Origin of the sequence: endosymbiont of Ridgeia piscesae (genome assembly GCF_001443665.1) — a bacterium.
In the GTDB taxonomy this organism is placed as follows: Bacteria; Pseudomonadota; Gammaproteobacteria; order Chromatiales; family Chromatiaceae; genus Endoriftia; species Endoriftia persephonae.
Genome location: NZ_KQ557128.1, coordinates 46,348 through 70,561, shown reverse-complemented (window position 1 = coordinate 70,561; position 24,214 = coordinate 46,348). Strand labels below are relative to the sequence as shown.

The window sequence follows — 24,214 nt, the reverse complement described above, 5'->3', positions numbered from 1 at the left end:
GCCATGCGATTCAGTGCGTTTGTCCTCATCCTCTGCCTGTTTGTCACCAACGTCGCTGCGGAGAACAACCGCCCGCTGCTGATGCCGGGCAAACAGTCGCTCTACCAGCGCATGCTCAACAAACCCGGCGCATTGATCTTCCAGAGCCCGGGGGCAGACATCGGCGAGCCCACCAAACCTTTCACTGCCTACTACATCTATCAGCGCCGCGAACAGGCCGGCCAGCAGTGGCTGCAGGTCGGCATCAACCGCCACGGCGATCTGCAGGGCTGGATCCGGGAACACGAACTGATCCCCTGGAATCAGGGTCTCACCGTTGCCTTCCGTGAGCCGCTGGGCCACGACCGGGTACTCCTATTTCGCGACAATAATGAGCTGAAGCAGCTGATCGAAGCAGACGATCCAGCCGTCTATCGCGAGCTCTATTCAGCAGCTGAGAGCGGCCAGCTGCCCGCCGACTCACCGGTGATCGCGATCCAGCCGAGCAACCATGTGGACATCCTGCAGGATTTCTACCTGGTGCCGATCCGCAGCCACGAGGATATCTACCTGGGTAGCGAACCGGCGCGCCTGCTGCAAGTCTCCAGCGTGCCCCTGGAGTCACACAAACAGGCCCAGCCCAAACCACAGCAGCCGGCTACACCAGCTGCGCCGCTACGCCGGTTCCGCTCCGGCGTGGTGTTTGTCATCGACTCCACCCTCTCCATGGACCCCTACATCGATCGCACCCGCAAGGCGGTGCGCAAGGTCTACGATGTGATCACCCGCGAGGAACTCACCGGCGATGTCAGCTTCGGCCTGGTGGCGTTTCGTGACAGCACCGATGCGGTGCCAGAGCTGGAGTACCGTTCGCGAGTTTATGTCGATCTGGAGCAGGGCAAAGACGCCGCTGGCTTCTTTGGTGCGGTTGAGTCGCTGAAGGCGGCCACCGCCTCCAGCAAAGGCTTTATCGAGGACAGCTACGCCGGGGTCTACGACGCCATCGACAGCATCGACTGGCGGGGTCAGGATGCCCGCTACGTGGTGCTGATCACCGATGCCGGCCCACGTGAAGCCAGCGACCCGCTCTCCGGCACCGGCCTCAGCGCCGAGTCCCTCAACCGGCTGGCGCGCAACAAGGGCATCGCCCTGTCGGTGCTGCACCTACTCACCCCTACCCCCTACGCCAACCATGCCAAGGCGGAGCAGAAATACCGCGATCTCTCCCACTACCCCGGCATCGGCAGCTTCTACTTTGGCGTCAAGACCGGCGATGTGCAGCGCTTCGGTCGGGTGCTGGACTCCCTCGCCCACCAGATCACCGATCAGGTGAAGATCGCCGCCATGGCCGCCGCCGGGCGCCAGCTGCAGCCGATCCAGCCCCCTGTGGAGATGACGCAGAGAGCAGAGCCGGACGAGGATCAGAGCCAGCTGGCAGAATTCCAGGCGAAGGTGGCGAAGCTCGGCTATGCGCTGCGCATGCGCTATCTGCAGCGCGATCAGGAACAGCAGATACCAAATCTGTTCAACGCCTGGCTGGTAGATCGGGATCTCAGCGACCCGACGCGCCAGACCCTCGATATCCGGGTGCTGCTGAGCCGCGATCAGCTCAGCGACCTGCACAGCATCATGCGTCAGGTACTGGAGACTGCCGAAGAGGGGCTGCTGTCGCCACGCAACTTCCTCAACGACCTGAAGAGCCTGGCCGCCACCATCGCCCGCGACCCGCAGCAGCTCGGCAGCACCACCCGGGTCAGTGGCGCCCGCGCCGGCAACCTTGCCGACATGGGCTTCATGCGCGAATATATCGAGGATCTGCCCTACACCGGCGAGGTGATGGACCTGTCGCTGGAGAACTGGCAGGATTGGCCGGCCCAGCAACAGCTGGAGTTCATCCACCGGCTGGAAGAGAAGATCAACTACTACCAGGTGCTGCACGACCACACCGACCTTTGGGTCTCCCTCGACGGCGGTCCCATCGACGGCGACTCGGTGTTCCCCCTGGCCATCGAAATGCTCCCTTAGTGAATCAACAACAAGACCCCAACCCGACTAGCCGCCAGAACGGCGAGCGAACCCTGATCTATCACCTGCGCGACGTGGTCAAGACCCGCGAAGTCGAGGGCAGCCGGTTCCGGCTCAAGGTGCCCAGCCTGCAGATCGCGCTGGGTGAAAAAGTCGCCGTGATCGGCGAGAGCGGCAGCGGCAAAAGCACCCTGCTCGACATGCTGGCGATGATCCTGCAACCAACCGAGAGCGGCTCCTTCCGCTTCCGTGCGGAGCGTGGCAGCACGCCATTGGATGTGGCCGAACACTGGCGCAAACACCAGCTCAACCAACTCGGCGACCTGCGCCGCCAGCGCATCGGCTATGTGATGCAGACCGGCGGCCTGCTGCCCTACCTGACGGTACGCGACAACATCGGCCTGTCGCGGCGCCTGCTGCAGCTCCCCGATGACGACCTGGTGGAGGAGCTAGCCCATGACCTAGGCATCAAGCGCCATCTGAACAAACTGCCGCACCAACTCTCGGTGGGCGAGCGTCAGCGGGTAGCGATCGGCCGCGCCCTGGCACATCGCCCCTCCATTGTCATCGCCGACGAACCCACCGCCTCTCTCGACCCGATCGCGGCGGAGAAGATCATGTCGCTGTTCATCGAACTGGTAGAGGAGCTGCACATCACGGTGATCGTCGCCAGCCACGCCTGGCGCCATATCAACCGGCTCGGCCTGCGCCACCTCTCCCACCACACCCGCCGCAGCAAGAGCGGCAGGACCACCGAGACCGTGGTCACTGGTTAATGCCATGTTGAAACGTTTCAAAAACATCCTCTGGCTGGCGAGCCGCGACTACCGCAACGAATGGCAGATGTCGAGCTTCTTTGTCCTCGCCCTGGCCGCCGTACTGGGACCGATGCTGGTGCTGTTCGGGCTGAAGTTTGGCATCGTCGGCAGCATGGTCGATCAGCTGATCGATGACCCACGCAACCGCGAGATCCGCCCGATCGGCAGCGGCCACTACGATCGCAGTTGGATCGAGACCCTGCGCCAGCGCCCGCAGGTCGCCTTCATCGTGCCGCGCACCCGCTCCATTGCCGCCACCCTGCAGCTGAAGAGCAAGAATGCGCCGCAGATCGTCACCGTGGAGATGATCCCCACCGAGCGCGGCGACCCACTGCTACAGAGTCTGGACACCCCCGACACGCTGCGCCAGCTGGTGCTCTCGGAGTCGGCGGCGCGCAAGCTCAAGGTCAAAAAGGGCGACACTATCAGCGGCAGCCTGGCACGGCGCTTCCGTGGCAAGAGCGAGCGAGTGCACGTAGACCTGACGGTGGTGGATATCGCCCGTGCCGGGGCGTTTGGCCGCGACGGCGCATTTGCCCCGGTCTATCTGCTGGAGTCAATGGAGGATTTCCGCGACGGCCATGCGGTCCCGGCGCTCGGCTGGTCCGGTAACCAAAGCAACCCCGATCAGCGCACCTATCCCGGCTTCCGCCTCTATGCCCGCTCGATCTACGATGTGGAGCCACTCAGCAACAGTTTCCAGAGCCAGGGCATCGAGGTTCGCACCCGCGCTGCGGATATCGAGATCGTGCGCGATATGGACAAGAATCTAAGCCTGGTGTTCTGGCTGATTGCGGTGATCGGCCTGGTGGGCTTCGCCTTCTCCCTCAGCGCCAGCCTGTGGGCCAATGTGGACCGCAAACGCAAGGAGTTGAGCGTGCTGCGGCTGGTCGGGTTCCGTACCGGCGACATCGTCTGGTTTCCGATGCTCCAGTCGATCTTCACCGCGCTGCTCGGCTGGCTCAGCGCGGTGCTGATCTACTTCGGCGTCGCCTGGTTGATCAACGACCGCTTCGCGCCACAGATGCAGAACGGCGAGAGCGTCTGCCGACTGCTGCCGGGGCACCTGCTGGTCGCTCTGGGCATCACCGCCGGCACGGCGATCCTCGCCTCCGCCATCGCCGGCTACCGGGCGGCACGCATCGAACCCTCCGAGGGGCTGCGCGAGATCTGAACCTGGCAAGACATAGGGCGGCCCGTGGCCGCCGCCTGTCATCGATTGAAAACAAGAATGATGTCGGGCGCGGCCCGACCTATAGCAGGAACCGATGCAACCGCTCGACTCCCTGCTCGAGCCGCTCCAGGCCGGTGGTGTAGGCGAAGCGCAGATGACTCTCGGGGCGATTGAAGCCAAAGTCGAGCCCCGGCGTCACCGCCACCCCTGCCTCCCCCAGCAGTCGCTCCGCCAACGCGGCACTGTCATCACTGATCGCCTCACAGCCGGCGTAGAGATAGAAGGCGCCTTGGGGGGTCACTGGCAGGTCGAATCCCAATCCGCGCGGCGCCGCTGAAACTCCCGCCGGCGCACTTCGAGAATCTCCATCACCTCTGGCGAGAAGGCCGCCAAAGCCGCATGTTGCGAGAGGGTCGGGGCGGCGAGAAAGATATTCTGCGCCAACCGGTCGAGGGGATCGACCACCGCTTCAGGGGCCACCAGCCAGCCGAGCCGCCAGCCGGTCATGCCGAAGAACTTGGAGAAGCTGTTGAGCACGAACAGGTCGTCCGCCAGCGCCAGCGCAGTGCCGCCCTCCCCATCGTAGACCAGCCCCTGATAGATCTCATCGACGATCAACACCCCGCCAAGCCGCTGCACCGTACGGTGCAGTGCCTTCAGCTGCGACTGTGACAACAGGGTGCCGGTGGGATTGGCGGGTGAGGCGACCAGCACTGCGCAGCTATCCTCGCGCCAGTGTTGTTCCACCAGCTCGGCGGTGAGCTGATAGCCGGTATCAGCTCCCACCGGGATGCCCAACGGCGTGCCCTCAACCAGCTCCACAAAGTGACGGTTGCATGGGTAGCCCGGATCGGCCATCAGCACGCTCTGCCCAGGATTGACCAGCACACTCATCACCAGCTGCAGGGCACCAGAGGAGCCAGGGGTGACGATCACCCGCTGTGGATCCAGCTCCACCCCATAGCGGTGACGGTAGAAGCCGGCGATCGCCTCGCGCAGCGCCGGCAATCCCTTAGCCGGGGTGTAGTGGGTCTCGCCAGAGGCCAACGCCGCCTGCCCCGCCGCCACGATCGGCGCCGGAGTGGGGAAGTCAGGCTCGCCGATCTCCATATGGATGATCGAGCGCCCCTGAGCTTCCAGGCCACGGGCACGGGCCAGCAGATCCATCACATAGAAGGGCTGGATGCGTGCCATCCGGTCAGCGATCTGTACCACTGCTCAGGCTCCGGCGTGGAAGCGGCGCAGCAGCGCCAGATCGACATGATCGGCACCACCCGCATCGCCGCTGATGACCCGGAAACCATCACCCGGCTCACCGAGCTGATCCAGCACCAGTTCGGCGCCGTTGAAGTCGTGATCCTCAGTGTAGTCGTTGGTGGTCACCAGCACCGTGTTGATGCCTGCGCCGACAGCAGATTTGACGCCGTTTTCAGAGTCCTCAAAGGCAACACAGACGTCCGGGCTGATATCCATCTGCTGCATTGCCCAGCTGTAGATATCAGGGGCGGGCTTCTTCGCCGGCACGATATCACCAGCGGCGATCACCTCGAACCAACCCTCAGCATCCGCATCCAGGCTGTGCTGCAGCAGCGCACTGACATTGGACGGAGTGGTAGTGGTGGCGATCGCCAGTCGCAGCCCGACCTCACGCGCCTCCTGCAGCAGCCGCTTCACGCCGCTGCGCATGGGAATGGCACCTTCGGCCAGCATGTTGGTGTAGTGGGCAGTCTTTTTCTTGTGCAGATCGACAATGAAACTATCCAGGTCATCGGGACGCTCGAATCCCGTGTTGAAGTGATCCAGATAGAAGCGGATGCGCTCCTTGCCGCCGGTGACCTCCAGCAACTGACCGTACAACTCCACTGACCAATCCCAGTCGAGCCCAGCATCGGCAAACGCCTTGTTGAAGGCCACTCGGTGGCCATCCCGCTCGGTATCGGCCAGGGTTCCGTCCACGTCAAAGATCAGGGCTTGCAACTCTGCCATCAATTCTCTCCACGAATGCAAAAACCGACCTAGCTTACCCAATGCCTCGCCCCCTTTCACCTTCCATCCCAGCGGGAATCAGGCAGCAGCTTAGCGAATCTGCCCTGCCACACAAAAAAGATGGGAAGATGCACCTGAATATAAAAGAAAATGGTCTATTCAAACCTCACCCCCTCTAGCAGAGCACATGGGCGGAACAGATGGGGTATCCAGATATTTTGTCAGCAAGAGATCCAGTATGCCTCACGAGATCATCGATAAAGAGAGTGTCAGCAACTATCTGAAACGCCTGCAGCAGAAGATCTGCCACGCACTGGAGGAGACCGGAGAGACTGCCCGATTTGTCCCCGATGCCTGGCAACGGGAGGACGATGGCGGGCTGGGGGGCGGTGGCATCAGCTGTGTACTGCAGGATGGGACAGTGTTTGAACAGGCCGGCGTCAACTTCTCCCATGTCAGCGGCAAGCAACTGCCGGGCTCCGCCAGCACCCACCGCCCGGAACTAACCGGACGCGCCTTTGAGGCGATGGGCCTCTCCATCGTCATTCATCCGCAGAACCCCTATCTCCCCACCTCCCATGCCAATGTGCGTTTCTTCATCGCGGAGCACGAAGATGCCGATCCAGTCTGGTGGTTCGGCGGTGGTTTTGACCTGACCCCCTACTACGGCAATGAGGAGGACTGCCGCCACTGGCACCAGAGCGCCAGAGCCATCTGCGAACCGTTTGGAAGCGACCTCTACCCGCACCTGAAGCAGCAGTGCGACGACTATTTCTACCTTAAACACCGCCAGGAGCCGCGTGGCATCGGTGGGCTCTTCTTCGATGACCTGAACGCGTGGGGCTTTGAACGATGCTTCCAGTTCATGCAAAGTGTGGGCGACGGTTATATCGAGGCCTATCTGCCCATCGTCGAACGGCGCAAAGCCACTGAATATGGACCGCGGCAGCGGGATTTTCAGCTCTACCGGCGCGGCCGCTATGTAGAGTTCAACCTGCTCTACGACAGAGGCACCCTGTTCGGACTGCAGTCGGGCGGACGAACCGAATCGATCCTGATGTCAATGCCGCCCGCTGTGAAGTGGCGCTACAATTGGCAGCCGGAGCCCGGCACTGAAGAGGCCGAACTCTATACCAAATACCTCAAACCCAGGGCGTGGGCCGAGCCCGAGGAAGAGATATAGGGCGACCCCTGGCCGCCGCGTATAATCGATTGAAATCAAGGATAATGTCGGGCACGGCACGACCTATACATGTGCCATATTTAATTGCCGCGTTATAAACAAAGAGAGAGGCCACAGGAGGATCACAATCCATGGCAGGCAAGACTCCAGACCACAATAAGCTCGACCAGATCGTCGCCGAGGCCCGCAACAACCGCGAACAGCGCGAGCAGGGCTACCGGGAAAAAGCGCTGAAGATGTACCCCTGGATCTGCGGCCGCTGCCGGCGCGAATTCACCCGCGCCAACGTGCATGAGCTGACCGTGCACCATAAAAACCACGACCACGACTACAATCCACCGAACGGCAGCAACTGGGAGCTGCTCTGCCTCTACTGCCACGACAACGAACACTCCCGCTATCTCGACAGTGACGGCTGCGGTGAGTCCTCATCAGGTAGTGCAAAAGAATCGAGCCACAATCCGTTTGCCGCCCTCAAATCCCTGATGGAAAAAGAGGATTAGGGAGCCATCTGAACGAATCGTAAACTCGCACCTTGGGTCCAGAATCCGACACTTTTCTGAATCCCAATCTGCTTCGCCCAGGTTTATTCAGAGCGCCTTAGCCAGCGGGCCCCTTCCACGATGAAGGAATACATATAGGTCACGACGAAGGCCCCCGCGATAAACAACGTGACTGACGGAATGAGCCATGCGGCTATCAGCGCCGCATTGACCGCGCCAATCGCAATGACCGACTTGGACCACCCCCGGATGAGCGCAGACATCTTGTAGGGCACGAGCATCGATATGGTATGCAGCAGAAACAGCGGGATCAGCAAACTCCCAGGCTCGAACCCTAAGGGTTGTTCAAGCAACAGAATGAACAGCAGGTGACGCATGAGTTCATTGGTCGGCGACCCTCCCCCGGAGACAGCTTCGGGATTGAGCCGGGAAGTGGCGCGGATGATGACCGAACCCGCCGCGATTGCACTTGCAATCAGGATCATGCCGCCGAAATGCGCGCCAACCGCCAGCGCCAAGGCAACGTGAGCGACAGCGTCACAAACGTTATCAAGATCGGCGCCGAAGCGGCTCCGGATATTCAGTTTGCCGGCCAGAACGCCATCGAGGTCGTCCATGACATTATTGAAGATGATTAACGGGATGACGTAACGGTAGCCGTCATCAAAGAACAGTAATACCAGAGGCAGCACACCGAGAATCGATGTCACATTGGCTAGGTTCCGGTAAAGGAAGTTTTTCTGCATTTTTTCCATCTTTACCTGCACATCAGGGTGAATTTAGTTAGCCCGCCAAACCGCAAAAATAACCGTGCCCTATGAATGTTCAGGCTGCCTCCGTTTCAAGCACGAAAAAATGGTTTTCCAGCTTCGGGAACGGGATTTCCAGTGCCTTGGGTAAACGATTCAACCAGGGATTTCCCAGTCGCATCACCCAATAGGTCAAGGGGCCAACGATCCGTAGCATCTGAGCCGACTCTGGCACGAGTCCCTTCCATTTTTTGATCAGTTCACACCCCATCTGCATGAGGACGTAGGGTTCATTCCGTTCGACATGCCGAACTATCAATCCGCATTGTCTGAAGATCCGCCGGTAATTCTGCATGGATCGGTAGACAACCGGATAGTCACCCGCACACGTCTCAGTTCCCCCCCGGACCGTGGACTCGCGACACAGAATGATCCCACCCGGCTCAAGGCTCGCAACCAGCCTCCCCAGCAGGGCGATCACGTCTTCTTCATCAAGGTACATGAGCAGGCCACCGAGGAAAATCAGGCAGTAGTGAGCATCGGGTTCGAAAGACAGGACATTGCCGAGTACCGGACGAATGTTCGGGTAGGCGGCGGATCGCGCCTCCAATGCCTGGTAGAGTACGCCGCTACCCTCGACGGCAACTACGCGGGAGAAGCGTCGAGCAAATGCTGCGGCCCAATATCCAACACCACATCCAAGGTCGAGAACCGTGCCATTCGGATTCACACCCCGGAGTAGCCGCCAAACGATCCGGGATTCCGCCCGGAAACGAAAATGGCCCGCACCCACCGGAAAACCGAAGTCATCCATCCTATATGGCCCGAGGATCGATGACCTAACCCCGGCCCAATAGCGACTGACCGCAGCGTGGTCGATCTCAGGCATGGATGGCCATCGACTCGAGACTGACAAGGGAACGGCCCGTAGCGGGACTGGGAGTTCCAAACAGCTTTTCCGCTTCGTCCAGATCCACCAGAGTATCGATTTCGTACCACCGGTCTGCGTTGAAGAAGACCGCTTCGAACGCGAGTGAATCGTCGGCGACCATGTCCGCGAATACGGTCTCGTAATACACGCCAAGCCTGCCATCCGAAACGTAGCCGCTCAACCTTTCTTCCATCATCTGCCAAGTCTGCATCGACAGACTGTAGATGTTCACCGTCTTATACCGGGGCGTATCGCATTCGCCGCAGTCGGGGCGAAAAGCCGTAACCCGACTCTCGGAGCCGAGTACCACCGTAGTGCCATTCATCCAGGGACGAAGGTGGGAAATTGCGATTCTGTCTGGATAGAGCATGCCGTCCAGCATCTCAGCCTCAAAAACCAGATCACTTTCTAGCAGCAGGAACGGTTCCTGAACCTGCTGCCGGGCCAGCCACAGGGAATAGAGGTTGTTGGTGGTTCGGTACTCGGCATTGAAAACGTAATCGACCCGTATGCCGCCCGCATTGTGACGCAGAAACTCACGGATTTGGTCGCCCTGGTGTCCAAGTACCACCACCAGCCGCTCGATCCCCTTTGCCCGCAGGTTGTGAATCAAACGATCGAGGATCGGGCGGCCGCCGACCTCGGTGAGGCACTTCGGTGCATTTTGGGTCAATGGCCGCAGGCGGGTTCCCGTCCCTGCGGCAAGCAAAAGTGCGGTGGTTGAGCGGTTAAAATCAGTCATAATCGGCCCTCGCTGAGTGAGTGGTTCACTGCAATCTCTGGTTCAAAAACGGGCACAGTTTCCGGCGCCAAACACCTGTAATCTTGATCCTGGTCACATCATTTTTTGTCTCCTTCACGCTCTCTCGATAAAGGTATTCTTTATCGGGTAAAATACCCTCGTTACTCCTGATATCATTCGGAATGAGGCTGGCAACCCTCTCCCAGTTGGCTTTGGCATCCCGCGGGCTAACGCACCAGCGAAGGTCCGCCCCGGCGGCCTCCCTGATCCACTACTCGAATTCTTCTCAGGATCCTTGCGGCCATTTACACATGTTCGATATTCCGTTTAGCATCCGTTGAAGGGTCAATTCCGTTGCATATGGATACGCCACAATCCATACGATTAGCATCCCGGTTGCGGCAGCGTTGCGTATGCTTTTTCTCTCTGCATCCTTGTGCAGAAATATCGACATTCGCCGCGTCGCCGCTCATCGGACAACTAGCGCACTAGCGCATTTGGCGGTGCGCGATGATTACAGTGGAAACTACTCCACCTGATCTTGAATGCGGCAACTATCGGCAGGAGGAAACATTAAGGAGAGAAAGATGAACGCCGCAGAACCAGGCGATTTTAGTGCATTTAAGCCACGATATCAATCCCAGGAGCATTCCCAGGAGCGTTGGCAATAGATTACCCGCAGGTTAGATGCGTTTATCCAAACCTTTCATAGACTGCCGAGATTGGAATAAGACATCATGGAGCGGAATGCATAAACAGCATTGGCACAGGGACACGATAATGCGCTGACTGAACCAAGCCAGCTGCGGGCGGCCAGACTGACCGAAGCCTCGTTCCACAACCGCTGTACCAATCTCAAGGCGACTGATAGCCATCAAGGATCAGCCCAGCTTAGTGGCGGCGAGCTGTCGCACCACCAGCTGGGTGCCGAGCAGTGACAACACCACATAGGCGGCAAAGTAGACCAGCCCGACCTGCACCTCGGCCTCGGTCAGGTCCTGGCCGCTGTTGGCAAAGTAGGCCACCAGGATCGCCACCACGAAGACATCCGCCATCGACCATTTACCGATCTGGTGGCTGAAATGCAGGCCGCGACGGATTAGGTGGTGCTCTGAATTCCACAGGGTAATGGTCACCAGCAGGGTCTTGAGAAGCGGCAATACCACGCTGAACAGAAACAGCAGCAACGTCAACCACAGATTGCCGTTCTGCCACAGCGCGCCGATGGTGGAAAGGATGCCCTTCGACTTGAACTGGAACACCGTCTCTCCCAGCAGTGGCAGCTCCTTGCTCGCCTCCACCGAGAGGATCGGTGTGGTCAGCCCGACCAACAGCGAGATCAGCGCCACCAACAGCATCATGTAGCCCAGGTCGATCCAGCGCCGATTCAGCAGCCAGCTGAGCAGAAACAGCCCTGCCGCGGTGAGAATAAAGGCTGCCAGCAGCCATTCTACCGACTCCTTGTAGGCCTGCTGCAGTTGCTTGTGCTGATACAACCCCTGCGTCTGCTGCGACTCCGCTTCGCTGCTGTCGTAGAGTCCCAAAGTCAGCGTCTCCAGCCACTCCCGTCCCACCGATTCCAGCCGGTTGCCGGCCTCCAGTTGCTGCACGATATAGAGCGTCTCCCGTTCGTAGGCATGGGCCTGCTGCCAGGTCAGCCAACTGCACAGCAGCAGAAACAGCGCCAGCGCAGCGATCGCCGCCCAGATATAGGCTCGGCTCACTATCGGCTCAACAACAACTGCCACCGCCGGAGCCACCATCACCCGCCTCTCCTTCACCGAAGGGGGTGCTGCTGCCGCAGTCGTCAAAGATGCCGAAGTGGGTCTGCCAACTCCCATAGAAGTCGAAATAATCGCGGAAGCGGGTCTCGTTGAGCATCCGGTAGGTGTTGCCGCAGACCAGGAACATCTTGCCCTTCTGGATCAGATGATGGCCGTCGAGTAGAAACGACTCCTCGCTGCCCTCGATGCCCCCCTTGTAGACCACCGCCTGGCCGTAGTCCTCGCAGGCCGGCTCCAGCCCCTCCAGCTTGAACAGCCGGTAGGTGGCCGACCAGAAGCCGATGTGGCCGATCTTCTGCTCAATATCGGCGTTGTCGATGGTGATCGGCCTGTCTTCCACCAGCCGCGGGTCGGCAAAGCCCACCTTTTTCGCCAGGTTCTGAAAGTCGTTCCAGTAGAGCGCGCCGCTCAGGCACTCACCATAGAGCACTGGGTCTTCGAGCAGCGCCTGGGGCACGCGGCGGTCGGCGTAGACATCGGAGAAGTAGAGTTCGCCGCCAGGCTTGAGCAGCCGGTAGGCCTCGCGCAGCACTGCCTCCTTGTCGGGGGAAAGGTTGATCACACAGTTGGAGACGATGATATCGAAGCTCTCATCCTCCAGACCCAGCATATCAAGCTGTTCGATGTGACCGAGACGGAACTCCACATTGCTGCGGGCATAGCCAAAACGCTCCCGGTGCCAGTCGAGATGGCGATTCGCCACCGCCAACTGCTCCTCAGTCATGTCGACCCCCAGCACATAGCCGTTCTCACCGACCATCTGCGCCAGCGCGTAACAGTCGCGTCCGGAGCCGCTGCTCAGGTCGAGGATGCGCATCCCCTGCAGCAGGTCGGGCGCCACCAGGCCGCAACCGTAGTAGCGCGCCATCACCTCGTCGTGCACATTCGCCAGCGCCTTGCGCAGCCGCTGTGGCATCTGCGCATCGGTGCAGCAGGCATTGGTCTTGAGATCGTGACTGCCCTGCAGCTCTTGGCCGTAATAGGCCTTCACCGAATCTTTCATGAATCTTCATACTCCCGGGCCTGAACTCATCGTGTCGCCCACTTGAAAAGGATTAGGGCGGCCCACATTATTACGAATCCAAGCCTCAGTCGAATGGAGCAAACACAGAATTATGAGTGGAATCCGCACAACCTTGCTGCTGGCGGCGCTGACCGGGCTGCTACTAGTGGCCGGGCAGGCAATGGGCGGCCAGACCGGGCTGGTGATCGCCCTGATCCTGGCCGCAGTGATGAACTTCGCCTCCTACTGGTACTCCGACCAGCTGGTGCTGAAGATCTATCGCGCCCAGCCTGCCAGCCCGGCCGAAGCGCCGGTGCTCTATGATGTGGTGCGTGAGCTCTCCAGCCGCGCTGGGATGCCAATGCCCAAGGTCTACCTACTGCCAGAGCAGGCCCCCAACGCCTTCGCCACCGGGCGCGATCCACAGCACGCGGCGGTGGCCGCCACCCACGGTCTGCTGCGCATGATGAGCCGGGAAGAGCTGGCCGGGGTGATGGCCCACGAGCTGGCCCATGTCAAACACCGCGACACCCTGACCATGGCGATTGCCGCCACCATCGGCGGGGCGATCGCGATGCTCGCCAACATGGCACAGTTCGCAATGCTGTTTGGCATGCGCAGTAGCGACGGGGAGAACAGCAACCCGTTTGCGGCGATCCTGATGATGATCCTGGCGCCGATCGCCGCCTCGCTGATCCAGATGGCGATCTCCCGCTCCCGGGAGTATGTGGCGGATGCCGAGGGCGCGGCGATCTGCGGCAACCCATTGTGGCTGGCTAGCGCCCTGCGCAAGCTGGGGCAGGCGAGCCAACGGATCCCGATGCCGGAGGCAGAGAGCCACCCGGCCTCAGCCCACCTGTTCATCGTCAACCCCCTCAGCGGGCGCAACCTGGCGCAGCTGTTCGCCACCCATCCGCCCCTGGAGGAGCGTATCCGCCGCCTGGAGAACGCCGCCTACGGTCGAGGGTGAGGCCACCCCGTCCAGCCGGCATGAGAGCAAGGCGGGGTGAGGTGTAAAATAGCCCTCTGGAATCAAGAATCACAAAGGGAAACCCCATATCTGAGCATATTCACTACGGCTGCGCCTGTAACTCGACTCTCATCGACATGCTGGACAACGCGGGGCTGGAGTTGACCCGGCGTGAATGTGTGAATTCCTGAAGGGCAGCGCAGCCGCTGGCGCCTTTCTCGGCATGGGGCGGCGCGCATCGCCCCCGCCCGCTCGGCTCGCGATCGCAACTTAAAAATCACCCGGCATCACGATGCGCCGATCGCCGGCATCGAAATGCGCAATGTTGCCTGGAGCGCCGTCAACCGGGTCACTACCAGCGCTAAGGAGCTGGGGCCAGAAGAGCGCATTACACCGTTTGAAGCGATGCGTGCGATTACCGCAGATGCCGCCTGGCAGAATTTCAGGAAGCTCGCAAGGGCACCCTGGAAGCAGGCAAGCTGGCAGACATGATGGTACTCTCCGCCGCCCCGATGGCCGTTGAGCCAATGAAAATCAGAGAGATTCAGGTTCTGGAGACGCTCAAAGAGGGGAGCAGCATCTACCGAAGAGCATAGCAGCTGCCGCCGGCTGCACGGATTATTTTTTGCCATGCAGCCAACTGTGGCACTAAAAGAGGCTACTCACAGGGTTTGAAGAAACGCCCCTCCTCCATCGCCTCACGGCACTCGGCACCACTCTGGGTCAACCCGCTCGGCACCTGTACCAGCTCTTCCCGCTCCATGCCGAGCAGCTGCCGCGCCGCATCGCAAGCCTGGGTGCGTGCGCACTGGCCGCGGCTGCCGCAGACCTGCTTCTGCAACGCCTGACAGGGGCTCTTCCGGTTGGTACTGCGCCGCTTGGTACAGACCTGGAAATAGTTCTCGTTATTGAGCGCATCCAGACAGAGGCGACGGCTGTCGAGTTCCACACCCTGCCAAATCGGGTTGAGCCCGCGGTTGCTTAACTCTTCCTTCTCCAGGGACAGCAGCTGCCTTGCCGGATCACAGGCGGGATGCTTCTGGCACTCATTGTGGATCCCACATACCTTACGCACCAGTTGCATGCAGGCCACCTGTTCCATCTCCCGCTGCTGTCGCTCATGGGACTCCAACAACGCCGCATCCATCACCACCACCCCGTCACGCACGATGATCACCGCGCCGTTGTCGAGCTGGTGCACCCCGTCCCAGAGCGGCTGACTCTCGCCTTGCGCGCTGCGACTCGCCTTGTTGGTTTGCGGGTCGATGGAGATTCGGCTGCCATCCTGCATCAGGCCCTCCCAGGGTAGGGGGTCAGCCAGCAATGACAGCGGAAGGACCAATAGAGAAACAATCAGCGACATCTGGTAGAAAACAGCTTTCATCTTGCAGGCTCCGCCTCAACTGCACGCATATGACTGAGTCAGACTAACATAATCCACCTGTAGGTCATTGTTCAGGGTCAGTTTTATCTACAGTCAGCAGACAGGGGGACGGGCCTGCCCCGATAGACTTGTCAGGCCGTCCGGTTAGACTGTCCCATGAGGAGCCTGCCTATGTGGATCACAACCGACCAACTCCTGCTGCTACTGCTGTTGCTGACGACCAACGGTGCCCCGCTGCTGGCGCGGGAGCTGTTGCGCTCGAGCTTCAACCACCCGATCGATGGAGGCCATAGGCTCGCCAGCGACCACCCTCTGCTCGGCCCCTCCAAGACCTGGCGTGGCGTCATCGCAGCACTGCTGCTGACACCGCTGGTATCACTGCTGCTCGGTCTGGGCTGGCAGCTCGGGTTGGTCATCGCCCTGTTTGCGATGCTCGGTGACATCAGCTCCAGCTTCATCAAGCGGCGTCTGGGGATGCCCTCGAGCAGCATGGCGCTGGGCCTGGATCAGGTCCCCGAATCGCTGCTTCCGCTACTCGCCTGTCGGCTGCTGATCGAGCTGCCGCTGACACAGCTGGCGCTACTGGTTGTGCTCTTCTTCATCGCCGAGTTGTTGCTCTCCAGGGTGCTGTTTTGGTTGCACATCCGGCGCCACCCCTATTAGGGCGTCCCGTGGCCGCCGCGCATAATGGAAGGATGATGTGGGGCGCGGTCCGACCTATCTATGGGGCGGCTCGCAGCCGATGCAGGGTTACCTCCGGCGGGCAGTTGAGGCGCACGTTGACTATGCAGCTACCGGTGCCGACGGAGGTGTAGCCACACATGCCATTGTAGTCCCAGGGGCCTGAGCCCATGTAGCGCGGGCACTTGGCATCGAGGGTGATGGGAATACCGCCCGGCAGACAGATTTGGCCACCGTGAGTATGGCCGCAGAGCATCAGATTAAACCCGGCATGGGCCGCCTGACGATAGATCTCCGGGGTGTGGCTGAGCAGGATCGAGACCGCCTCCAGCGGGATCGCGTGGGCCGCCTTCTCGATGTTGTCGACCCGGTAGTAGTGAGCGTCATCGATTCCCACCAGATAGATTCGCTCCTCTCCCCGCTCAATGCACTGATGTTCGTTGAGCAGCATGCGGATGCCCATCGCCTCCAGCGCCGGCAGCATGGTGACACTGTCATGGTTTCCCAGCACCCCGTAAACCGGCTGGCGCAACCCGCTCATCAGCACACCCATCCACTCGATTGCCGCCTCCACCGGCCCATGGGTCTGGGCGCGGTAGTCGCCGGTGAGCACGCAGGCGTCGTACTCCAGCTCCCGCACCGTCTCAACCATCGCGTGGACCGCCGGGGGGTAGATATCAGCATGGATGTCGCTCAGCTGCAGCAGAGTGTAGCCATCGAACTCTGGCGACAGTCCCTTGATCATCACCTCGTGACGGCGCACTTGGATATCGAGGGTGTTGCGCAGCCCCCGGCGATAGAGCCCCACCAGGCGCAGGCTGTTACGGATCAGCGAGTGGACCGAATACCAGTTCTCCGGGTGGAAAAAGTTGATGCCGTTGCCGAAGACCCTGGGCTTGGTCTCCTCCTCAATACCCAGCCGCAGGCGAGCATGCAGCCTGCCAAGGCGCTGTTCCAACTGTTGCCTGATCTCCTGCTCCATGCTTCAAATCTAACCCGGAAGCGGACTCTTCACCAGCTTCGAATCACGATTACGGAACAAAGGTTGCGGGATTTGATGCGGCAGTGCTGTGCGTCCTCCATAAGCAGAAAAAACGAGCGGCCTGAGCCGCCCGCTGACGCCCAACATGAGATCGATTATTCGACCTGGATGATCATCCGCCGCGCAGCATGGCTCATCTCCCCAGCATAGCTACCAGGAGCCAGCAGCCGCCGCACTGCGGCACCGTTGTTGAGGCGTGACTGCAGATCAGCGAGGAACGCGGCAAAGCTGGTGTGCAGCGCCACCGGTCCATCGGGCTGGACGATCGAGTAGAGGCCCACTTCATTGGAGCCCTGGACCACCATGAAGTCACCTTCCAGCCCCAGCAGGTCGATACGCGCACCGGCCTGGCTGATGTGGTGGAAACGCCCCATCCCTTCCAGGTTGAGCAGTAGGCTCTGGTCGACAATGCTCACCCCGGCGGCGCTGGCTGGATCCCAGCTCACCACCAGCACCGCGGGCAGAGCCGAGAGATCCTCCAGGGTCTGGGCGGTGAAGTCGGCCGGGGCACTGCCGAAGGGGGTGACGAAGCCACGTGCCCGCATTGCTGCGGCGATGGTAAAGCTGGAGGTGTTGAGGCTCGAGGTATCAATCTCGTAGTGGTTGGGATCGGCATCCTGCTCCGCTGTAAGGCCAGTGCCGCTGAAGTCGAACGCTTCGGCCTTGCGATGGCTGAAGCGGTCCACCACCATAGCGAAGCCGTCCACACTATTCTCGGCAACAGTGCCACGCAGAGTGGTCAGGTGCATCCGTACCAGACCCTCGCTGGCATCCATCACCAGGTTGCCGGGGGTGGTCTCGGTGAGAGTGCCAAAGACCCGCAGCCGTTGACCGACCGAGATCTCATCCTTGCTGAAGTCACCGCTGGAGAGCTGCTTCTTCACCTGGGTGTTGTCACCCAGGGTCACGCTCACCTGGTCACGGAAGATCACGCTGCCGTCGCTACGCACCAGGGTCGCACCTTTGACAGTGAGGATGTCGCCGCTACGTGTGACCACATCACCAGTGACCACGTCGCTGTCGCCGCCGGGCACGCTGGAGCCGGCATAGACCTCAGTCGCCTCGAAGCGGCGCGGGCCAAACTTCAGATCGCCCACCGCGATGGTGGCAGTGAAGGCCGGCATCGCCGCCAGTGCGCTCAGCCCTGCTGCACCGGTGTAGCTCTGGCCATCGATCTCGAACAGCGTCGCATCGGTGGTCTGCACCTGCAGGGTGCCGAAACGTTCGTCACTGCTCAGACGATGATGGAACGGACGCATCACGACCGTGTAACTACCGGCGGCCTCATCGACCTGCTTTAGCGGACCGCGCACCCGATGGGGCTTGGGCCGCTCGGCATCCACCTCAGCGATCAGCACCGGCTCGATGGTGCTCACCACCTCACTGCCGAACTCGGTGCGGTGGGAGACGTTGAGGTCGAAGTCGAGGGTCAGATTGGCGGGGATGCCGGGGGCGATCAGCAGCCGGTTGTGCTCCTCCAGCTTGACCTCCACATCCAGGCTGGTGACCGGGTTGCCGTCACTGTCGATCAGCCGATCCACATCGACGATCTCACCCGCCGCGTTCTCCACCTGGATCACTGCGTTGCTATAGTCGAGCGACAGGGTGCCCGCCACATAGAAGCCCGATGGCACGGTGGCGGCGGTGAGGAACTCGGTCATATCGACATACTGGGCGAAGTCGACGGTAGTCTGCAGCGGCAGGGTCTCCACCACCACGCCGTTGGCCTTTTTCAAGGTGATAGCGGTAACATCTACGGTATAGGTAGCGAAGTCGCCCGCCGCATCGGTCAGACCGACCCAGACATCACCGCTCTCCCCTTCGACCGAGCCACCACCACAGCCACCCAGCAGTGCGGCAAAGCCGATCGCTGCCAGCAATGAACCCAACTGCAAGAAGCGCTGCAACGCCGCGCCACCTGCCTTAAAAACACTGAAATCTTTGCTACCCACAACAGTTCTCCTCTGTTTGAACTGACTCAAAGGCGACCGGATCGACGCCTGTAGTCAGAACAACGCAGCTGAAGGAGATCGGTTGACAGGGATTGAGTACGGCGGCGTGACATCCATCACAAGCCGCTGGTTGGGAGATTATCGACCCGGTCACCAAATGATTGGTGGTGATCTGTCTGATTGTCGAGGTATCGGCAACAGGATGCTACCATCAAGCCTCCAGGGATGAATTCACGACGGCCTCAACCATCAGACATGGACTGCATCGTCCGTCAGCACCGCTTCCGGGCGACTCGAGGTTCGAGGCCATTGTTCGGTGCACCGGTACGCTTCGGCTCGAGAGCGAAGGCCTTCGCTGACATCGAGCACGACCTCATGAACCGCTTGGCACGTGCGAAGATGGTTGTCCAGCTCGATGAGCAGATCACCATGCCGGCGTATCACCTGGAAATCCAGATCGATCTCCCCTTCCAGGCGAGTCAACACCTCCGCCAAACCGATGGTTGCCGTACCACCTTGTGGCGAGACGTAAAGAAGATCCAGCATCGCATTTTTCTCACGACACAAGGCAATCGCACGCTCCACCGCCACGGGGCCAAATACCTCATCGCCGGCCAAGACCACACTGGGCTGCACTGTATCGGCTATGCCCGGAATGGATCGCGTGGAACGGGCCAGCACCTCGGCCTTCTGTTCCGCAAGGAGCATCTCCCCAGCATCCGCATAGGTCAACGCCTCGCCCATCGTCTTCAATATCTCTTTGATGCCTTTCAACATGCTTCTCTCCGCGGATTCCGTCGATAAAAAAACAGACCCGATGAATCAACCAGTAGCAGCACATCAACGGCACTGCCAGGAACGGTTGCCGAGCTCCACGCACACTGCACACGCATCATCCGGTACCGGCCGTCTCAAAACTCGATATTCATAGCTGTGATCATCAGCAGCAGAAACATCATTGTCATAACACCCGCTCCTGCGCCATTGGCCAGAAAGACATAGCCAATCCAGATCACCACTGCCGCCAGGATCAACGGCTTGCGCAGTCGTTTGAATCTCTTGTCCATCACCCATGCACTCCACTTGAAGTGGACAATACTTGATACCCCGCTGAGCGCCCGGCCGACTTCAAGACGAGAGACTTCAAGACCGAACCCAGCACTCCCTCAGAAGACCACATTCATCATCAGCATCATCACCACCAAGAACAGCAGGGTCATGATGCCGCCTGCGCGCATGAAGTCTGGCACACGGTAACCACCCGGCCCCATGATCAGGGCGTTGACCTGATGGGTCGGGATCAGAAAGGAGTTGGAGGTGGCGATGGCCACGGTCAGGGCGAATACGGCGGGGTCGGCATCCGCGCCGATGGCAATATTCACCGCCAACGGCACCAACAACACCGTGGCACCCACATTCGACATCACCAGGGTAAAGAAGGTCGACAGCAGCGCCACCGCCGCCTGGATCACCCAGATCGGCATCTGCCCCACCACCTCAAGCACCTGTTCGGCGATCCACTTTGCCGTACCGGTGGTCTCGACCGCCAACCCTAGGGGGATCAGTGAGGCCAGCAGGAACACCGTCTTCCAGCTCACGGCCTCGTAGGCCTCTTCGATGCTGAGCACCCCGCAGAGCACCATGCCTATAGCGCCGGTGAGCAGTGCCACCGAGAGGCGCAGATCGGTGAACAACACCAGTCCCAAAGCAACAGAAAAGAACAACATGCATAACCGATCTTCTGCGGACGCAGTTCCTCATGGGGATACTCGGTGGTCACCAGCACAAAGTTGCGGTCCTTCTCGATGCGGGTCAGGGCATCCCAGGCGGTATGCACCACTAGGGTGTCGCCGGCCTGAAAGGGGATGTTGCGGATCTCATCACCCTCATGCAGCGTCTTGCCGTTGCGGTGCAGACCAACCATCGCCAGGCCATAGCTCTTGCGCATCCAGACATCACGGGCGCTCTTGCCGATCAGACTGGAACCGGGCGGTATCACCACCTCCGCGATACCGGCCTTGGTGGGAGCCAGGGCCTCGGCGAAACTGCGCAGCCCCTGGCGCTTTTTCAAAGCATACTTTTCGATGAAGTGGTTGAGATCACAGGGGTCGGCCACCAGCCCCAACACCATCCCCCTCTGGATCTCGGTGGTGCGGGCCAGGGTGCCCGGACCGACTCGGGTCTCCTCGCCAAGACGTTTACTGGCGATCACCCGCACCCGGTATTTGGTCTCCACATCATCCAGTCGCTTACCCACCAGAGGGCTGGTGTCCGGCACCACCAGTTCCGACAGGGAATAGTTGATGCCGTAGACATCCTGGAAATACTTCATCGGATCGGAGCCACTGGTGCTGCTCTCGTTCCCGCTAGCCGGCAGCACAAACCGACCGGCCAATACGAAATAGATGATGCCGGTCGCCACCAGGGCCAGCCCCACTGGGGTGACGGAGAAGAGCGACCAGGTCGTCATCTGCTGTTCCGCTGGCAGCGCCTGGTTGGAGGTGAGAATCAGATCGTTGAGCAGGATCAGGGGACTCGATCCCACCATCGTGATGGTGCCGCCGAGAATGGCGCAGAACCCCATCGGCATCAGCAGGCGTGACATCGGTAGCCCGGAACAGGCAGAGATACGTGAGACCACCGGCAGAAACAGCGCGGCGGCGCCGACATTCTGCATAAACGAGGAGATGACACCGACGGTGCTGGAGATGATGGGGATGATGCGCGCCTCACCGCTGCCACCGACCTTCAGGATGAAGCTGGCCACCCGGCTCATGATGCCGGTCTTGTCGAGACCGGCGCCGATGATCATAACCGCGATGATCGAAATCACCGCATTGGAGGAGAAGCCATCGAACAGATGCTGGGTGTCGACCAGACCCTGTGCCAGCCCCATGACGGGCGCCAGCAGAGAGGTCAGCCCCAATAACACCATCACCGTGGTGGCGGCCACATCCACGCCCACCACCTCAAAGGCGAATAGATAGATGGTAAAGAGCAGCAGGCCGCTAACCCAGGCGATCTCGATACTGGGCACCACCTTTATCATGTAGAGGGCGATAACCGCGAATATCGCGGCCGCAATCCATTGCTTGCGATCCAGGCCCTTGGCCTGCGCGACCATGCGCTCCTCATCGGCAAGTGAGATCAAGACCTTTCCTCCTTTGTCAGCCCAGCAAAAATCCGCTCAATCCCGCCGCACCAGCGGCAAGAAGACGACTTTATGCTAGCTATATGAACGTTAAGAAAAAGCTAAGGAGATGCTAAGGATTCGTGATAGGCAGGCAGATGAGGCTGGCAGGCAAGCGGAAAGCATCACCGGATTCCCGGACCGATCGGCGATCCCGGCAAACCACCCTCCACCCTCTCGATGCAGCTCAGAACGAGAGCCGGAAGATGGTGCCCAGCCCCTCGTGGCTCTCTATATCGATACTCCAGCCGTAGCGCCGACAGATGCGTTTCACCAGGGAGAGCCCGATACCTTCACCGCCGGTCGGACCGGTATAGTAGCGGTCGAATATCCGCTGCATCTGTTCCTCGGAGATACCGATGCCGGTGTCCTTCACCGATATACCCGCCCCATCCAGAGAGACATGCACCTGCCCCCGATCGGTATAGGCGATGGCGTTGCGGATAAGATTGGCGAGTACCACACGCAACATGGGACAGGCGACTGACAGACTCATCTGCGCCTGGATATCCAGTTTTATCTCCAGCGATTTACGCTGCAACAGGTGCCGATGCTCCTCCACCACCTGCTGCAGCATCTCGCCTACCGCACAGTCATACTCCGCCACCCTATCGCCCCGTTCTTCCCTGGCCAACAGTAGCAGCACCGTGACCAGTTCAGACATATCATGAGCAGAGCGGGCGATGCGTTCGACCCGGGAACGCCGGGCTGCATCCATACCGGGATCTTCAAGCAGCACGTCGACCGCGCCTTCAATGACCGCCAGCGGCGTGCGCAGTTCATGGCTGACATCGGCCGTAAACGACTGTTCACGCTCTATGAAGGCGGCCAAGCGCTGCAAATAGGCGTCGAACTCACTGGCCAGGGTGCCCACCTCATCATGCGGAAAATCCCCGGCCAGTGGCGCGCCATGCGCCTCAGGACAGAGCATGGAGACGCGCGCCGCCAACTCCCTTACAGGAGAGATGACCCGCCTCGCCAGCCAGAAACCGAGCAGCGCCGACGCCAGCGTCATGACCAGCATACCGATGCCGAGGAACAGCTCGAATTGGTTCTCCCGATGCCGGATCTGTTCGGCATCGTACAAGACGATGAAATGGCGCTCGTCGTTGAGCCGCACCTCTGCGTAGTACTCCTTGCCCTCCATATGCACCTGATGCAGGCCGGCTGGCAGCTCTCGCAACACCTCCGGCACGCCCATCATGTCGGGCAGGAACACATAGGTATGAATCATCGTACTCGCGGGAGGCAGCGCCCTGGGGTCGGCCTCGAAGCGCACCATGTAATCTTCGAGTTCCGCAGAGAGCGTTTCAGCGATCAGCCGCGCCTCCATATCGATGGCGAGTAGATAGAGGGAGCCGGCCAGCCCCACGCTCACCAGCATGCCCAGCAGGGTAAAGGCCAGGGCGACACGATAGCGCAGGCTGGCCCTGAATCTCATCGGGTGCGACCAGTTGGTAACCGATACCGTGTACCGTGCGTAACAGATGTTTGTCGAAAGGCCTGTCGATCGCCGCACGCAGCACTGACATATGGGCGCGCAAGGCATCGCTGTCGGGGCGCGTATCCCCCCAGATGCGCCGTTCGATCTCACGCCGTGGGACCACCCGGGGAGACTGCCGCAGCAGCAGGGCCAAGATCTTCAGCGGAATCGGCGGCAGGGAGATCGAACGACCGTCCCGCTCCAGCTGCAGAGTGGCAGGATCGAACGCCAGATCGGCCAGCCGCAGCAACTCGCGGGACTGATCACCGCTCACCCGCCGCACCAAGGCCTTCAGGCGAGCATCCAGCTCCTGCATGGCGAAGGGCTTCACCAGGTAGTCGTCGGCCCCGCTGGCGAACCCCTCCAGCTTGTCATCCAGGGTATCGCGGGCGGTCAGCATCAACACCGGGGTGTCGCATCCGGAATCGCGCAAACGTTTACAGACCTCCAGGCCATCCATGTCCGGCAGCGTCAGGTCCAATATGATGGCGTCGTAGACCTTCTCCTGAACAAAATTCAAACCACCCCGGGCGCTGCCTGCCGCGTCTACCACATAACCCCGTGGCTCAAGAAAATCGTAGAGATTGGCCACCAGGTCCGGATTGTCTTCGATCACCAGAATATACATTTCCCTC

The 24,214-nt window shown here is 60.4% G+C and carries 20 protein-coding genes and 3 pseudogenes; 7 read left to right on the top strand and 16 right to left on the bottom strand.

Annotated elements, in window-relative coordinates; genetic code table 11:
- The first annotated feature begins 3 nt into the window (after window positions 1-3).
- From Ga0074115_RS08445 to Ga0074115_RS08435, 3 genes are read left to right on the top strand one after another with little or no spacing between them, the layout of a single operon-like run.
- Window positions 4-2,004 carry a vWA domain-containing protein gene (locus tag Ga0074115_RS08445; RefSeq protein ID WP_060528416.1) on the top strand — a complete coding sequence of 667 codons (2,001 nt, stop codon included), beginning with the start codon at window positions 4-6 and terminating at the stop codon, window positions 2,002-2,004.
- Window positions 2,004-2,780 carry an ABC transporter ATP-binding protein gene (locus Ga0074115_RS08440; protein ID WP_006473737.1) on the top strand — a complete coding sequence of 259 codons (777 nt, stop codon included), beginning with the start codon at window positions 2,004-2,006 and terminating at the stop codon, window positions 2,778-2,780. Before Ga0074115_RS08445 ends, Ga0074115_RS08440 begins: the two co-directional genes overlap by 1 nt.
- Window positions 2,781-2,784: 4 nt before the next feature.
- Window positions 2,785-3,996, top strand: a complete 1,212-nt coding sequence (locus Ga0074115_RS08435; RefSeq protein WP_060528415.1) for an ABC transporter permease — start codon at window positions 2,785-2,787, stop codon at window positions 3,994-3,996.
- A gap of 79 nt (window positions 3,997-4,075) precedes the next feature.
- On the opposite strand, the pseudogene Ga0074115_RS08430 reads toward Ga0074115_RS08435, so the two are convergent.
- Window positions 4,076-5,190 (bottom strand): annotated as a pseudogene (locus Ga0074115_RS08430) (pyridoxal phosphate-dependent aminotransferase).
- A 24-nt stretch (window positions 5,191-5,214) separates the two neighbouring features.
- Window positions 5,215-5,982, bottom strand: coding sequence for an HAD family hydrolase (locus tag Ga0074115_RS08425; protein ID WP_060528414.1), 768 nt, complete (start codon window positions 5,980-5,982; stop codon window positions 5,215-5,217).
- A 238-nt stretch (window positions 5,983-6,220) separates the two neighbouring features.
- Here Ga0074115_RS08425 and hemF point away from each other — a divergent pair, with 238 nt between their 5' ends.
- The gene (hemF, locus tag Ga0074115_RS08420; protein WP_057956116.1) at window positions 6,221-7,165 is read left to right on the top strand and encodes an oxygen-dependent coproporphyrinogen oxidase; all 945 of its coding nucleotides are present in this window, start codon (window positions 6,221-6,223) and stop codon (window positions 7,163-7,165) included.
- Between the two features lie 131 nt (window positions 7,166-7,296).
- Window positions 7,297-7,668, top strand: coding sequence for a YajD family HNH nuclease (locus tag Ga0074115_RS08415; RefSeq protein WP_057956115.1), 372 nt, complete (start codon window positions 7,297-7,299; stop codon window positions 7,666-7,668).
- Window positions 7,669-7,751: 83 nt separating this feature from the next.
- Here the strand turns inward: Ga0074115_RS08415 and Ga0074115_RS08410 are convergent, their stop codons facing one another.
- From Ga0074115_RS08410 to Ga0074115_RS08385, 5 genes are all read right to left on the bottom strand, one after another.
- Complete coding sequence (locus Ga0074115_RS08410; protein ID WP_057956114.1) at window positions 7,752-8,423, bottom strand: CDP-alcohol phosphatidyltransferase family protein; 672 nt, start codon at window positions 8,421-8,423, stop codon at window positions 7,752-7,754.
- A gap of 70 nt (window positions 8,424-8,493) precedes the next feature.
- Window positions 8,494-9,231, bottom strand: a complete 738-nt coding sequence (locus tag Ga0074115_RS08405; RefSeq protein WP_232432994.1) for a class I SAM-dependent methyltransferase — start codon at window positions 9,229-9,231, stop codon at window positions 8,494-8,496.
- Window positions 9,232-9,298: 67 nt separating this feature from the next.
- On the bottom strand, window positions 9,299-10,090 hold the full coding sequence (locus Ga0074115_RS08400) for a phosphocholine cytidylyltransferase family protein (protein WP_057956113.1): 792 nt from the start codon (window positions 10,088-10,090) through the stop codon (window positions 9,299-9,301).
- Between the two features lie 881 nt (window positions 10,091-10,971).
- Window positions 10,972-11,853, bottom strand: a complete 882-nt coding sequence (locus Ga0074115_RS16255) for a paraquat-inducible protein A (RefSeq protein WP_198295058.1) — start codon at window positions 11,851-11,853, stop codon at window positions 10,972-10,974.
- On the bottom strand, window positions 11,822-12,877 hold the full coding sequence (locus Ga0074115_RS08385) for a methyltransferase domain-containing protein (RefSeq protein ID WP_060528412.1): 1,056 nt from the start codon (window positions 12,875-12,877) through the stop codon (window positions 11,822-11,824). Before Ga0074115_RS08385 ends, Ga0074115_RS16255 begins: the two co-directional genes overlap by 32 nt.
- 112 nt (window positions 12,878-12,989) lie before the next feature.
- Between Ga0074115_RS08385 and htpX the strand changes: the two genes are divergently transcribed.
- Window positions 12,990-13,847, top strand: coding sequence for a zinc metalloprotease HtpX (gene htpX, locus Ga0074115_RS08380; protein ID WP_005958739.1), 858 nt, complete (start codon window positions 12,990-12,992; stop codon window positions 13,845-13,847).
- Between the two features lie 287 nt (window positions 13,848-14,134).
- Here the strand turns inward: htpX and Ga0074115_RS17315 are convergent, their stop codons facing one another.
- The gene (locus Ga0074115_RS17315) at window positions 14,135-14,479 is read right to left on the bottom strand and encodes a hypothetical protein (protein ID WP_232432993.1); all 345 of its coding nucleotides are present in this window, start codon (window positions 14,477-14,479) and stop codon (window positions 14,135-14,137) included.
- Between the two features lie 26 nt (window positions 14,480-14,505).
- The gene (locus Ga0074115_RS08375; protein ID WP_232432992.1) at window positions 14,506-15,231 is read right to left on the bottom strand and encodes a hypothetical protein; all 726 of its coding nucleotides are present in this window, start codon (window positions 15,229-15,231) and stop codon (window positions 14,506-14,508) included.
- Between the two features lie 171 nt (window positions 15,232-15,402).
- Between Ga0074115_RS08375 and Ga0074115_RS08370 the strand changes: the two genes are divergently transcribed.
- Window positions 15,403-15,894 (top strand): CDP-archaeol synthase, encoded by a 492-nt coding sequence (locus Ga0074115_RS08370; RefSeq protein ID WP_057957213.1) that lies wholly within the window; start codon window positions 15,403-15,405, stop codon window positions 15,892-15,894.
- A gap of 58 nt (window positions 15,895-15,952) precedes the next feature.
- On the opposite strand, the gene Ga0074115_RS08365 is transcribed toward Ga0074115_RS08370, so the two are convergent.
- From Ga0074115_RS08365 to Ga0074115_RS08340, 7 genes and pseudogenes are all read right to left on the bottom strand, one after another.
- Window positions 15,953-16,894: a metallophosphoesterase gene (locus Ga0074115_RS08365; protein ID WP_057957214.1), complete on the bottom strand. Its 942-nt coding sequence runs from the start codon at window positions 16,892-16,894 to the stop codon at window positions 15,953-15,955.
- Between the two features lie 155 nt (window positions 16,895-17,049).
- Entirely contained in the window at window positions 17,050-18,906 is a 1,857-nt protein-coding gene (locus Ga0074115_RS08360) for a DUF4382 domain-containing protein (protein WP_232432991.1), read from the bottom strand.
- A gap of 249 nt (window positions 18,907-19,155) precedes the next feature.
- On the bottom strand, window positions 19,156-19,683 hold the full coding sequence (locus Ga0074115_RS08355; protein ID WP_057957107.1) for a hypothetical protein: 528 nt from the start codon (window positions 19,681-19,683) through the stop codon (window positions 19,156-19,158).
- Window positions 19,684-19,817: 134 nt separating this feature from the next.
- Window positions 19,818-19,973, bottom strand: a complete 156-nt coding sequence (locus Ga0074115_RS16460; protein WP_198295057.1) for a hypothetical protein — start codon at window positions 19,971-19,973, stop codon at window positions 19,818-19,820.
- A 99-nt stretch (window positions 19,974-20,072) separates the two neighbouring features.
- Window positions 20,073-22,030 (bottom strand): annotated as a pseudogene (locus tag Ga0074115_RS08350) (SLC13 family permease).
- A gap of 253 nt (window positions 22,031-22,283) precedes the next feature.
- Entirely contained in the window at window positions 22,284-23,537 is a 1,254-nt protein-coding gene (locus Ga0074115_RS08345; RefSeq protein WP_057957106.1) for a sensor histidine kinase, read from the bottom strand.
- A pseudogene (locus Ga0074115_RS08340) lies at window positions 23,527-24,207 on the bottom strand (response regulator transcription factor); the annotation flags it as partial. The pseudogene Ga0074115_RS08340 and the gene Ga0074115_RS08345, both read right to left, overlap by 11 nt.
- Window positions 24,208-24,214 lie beyond the last annotated feature (7 nt).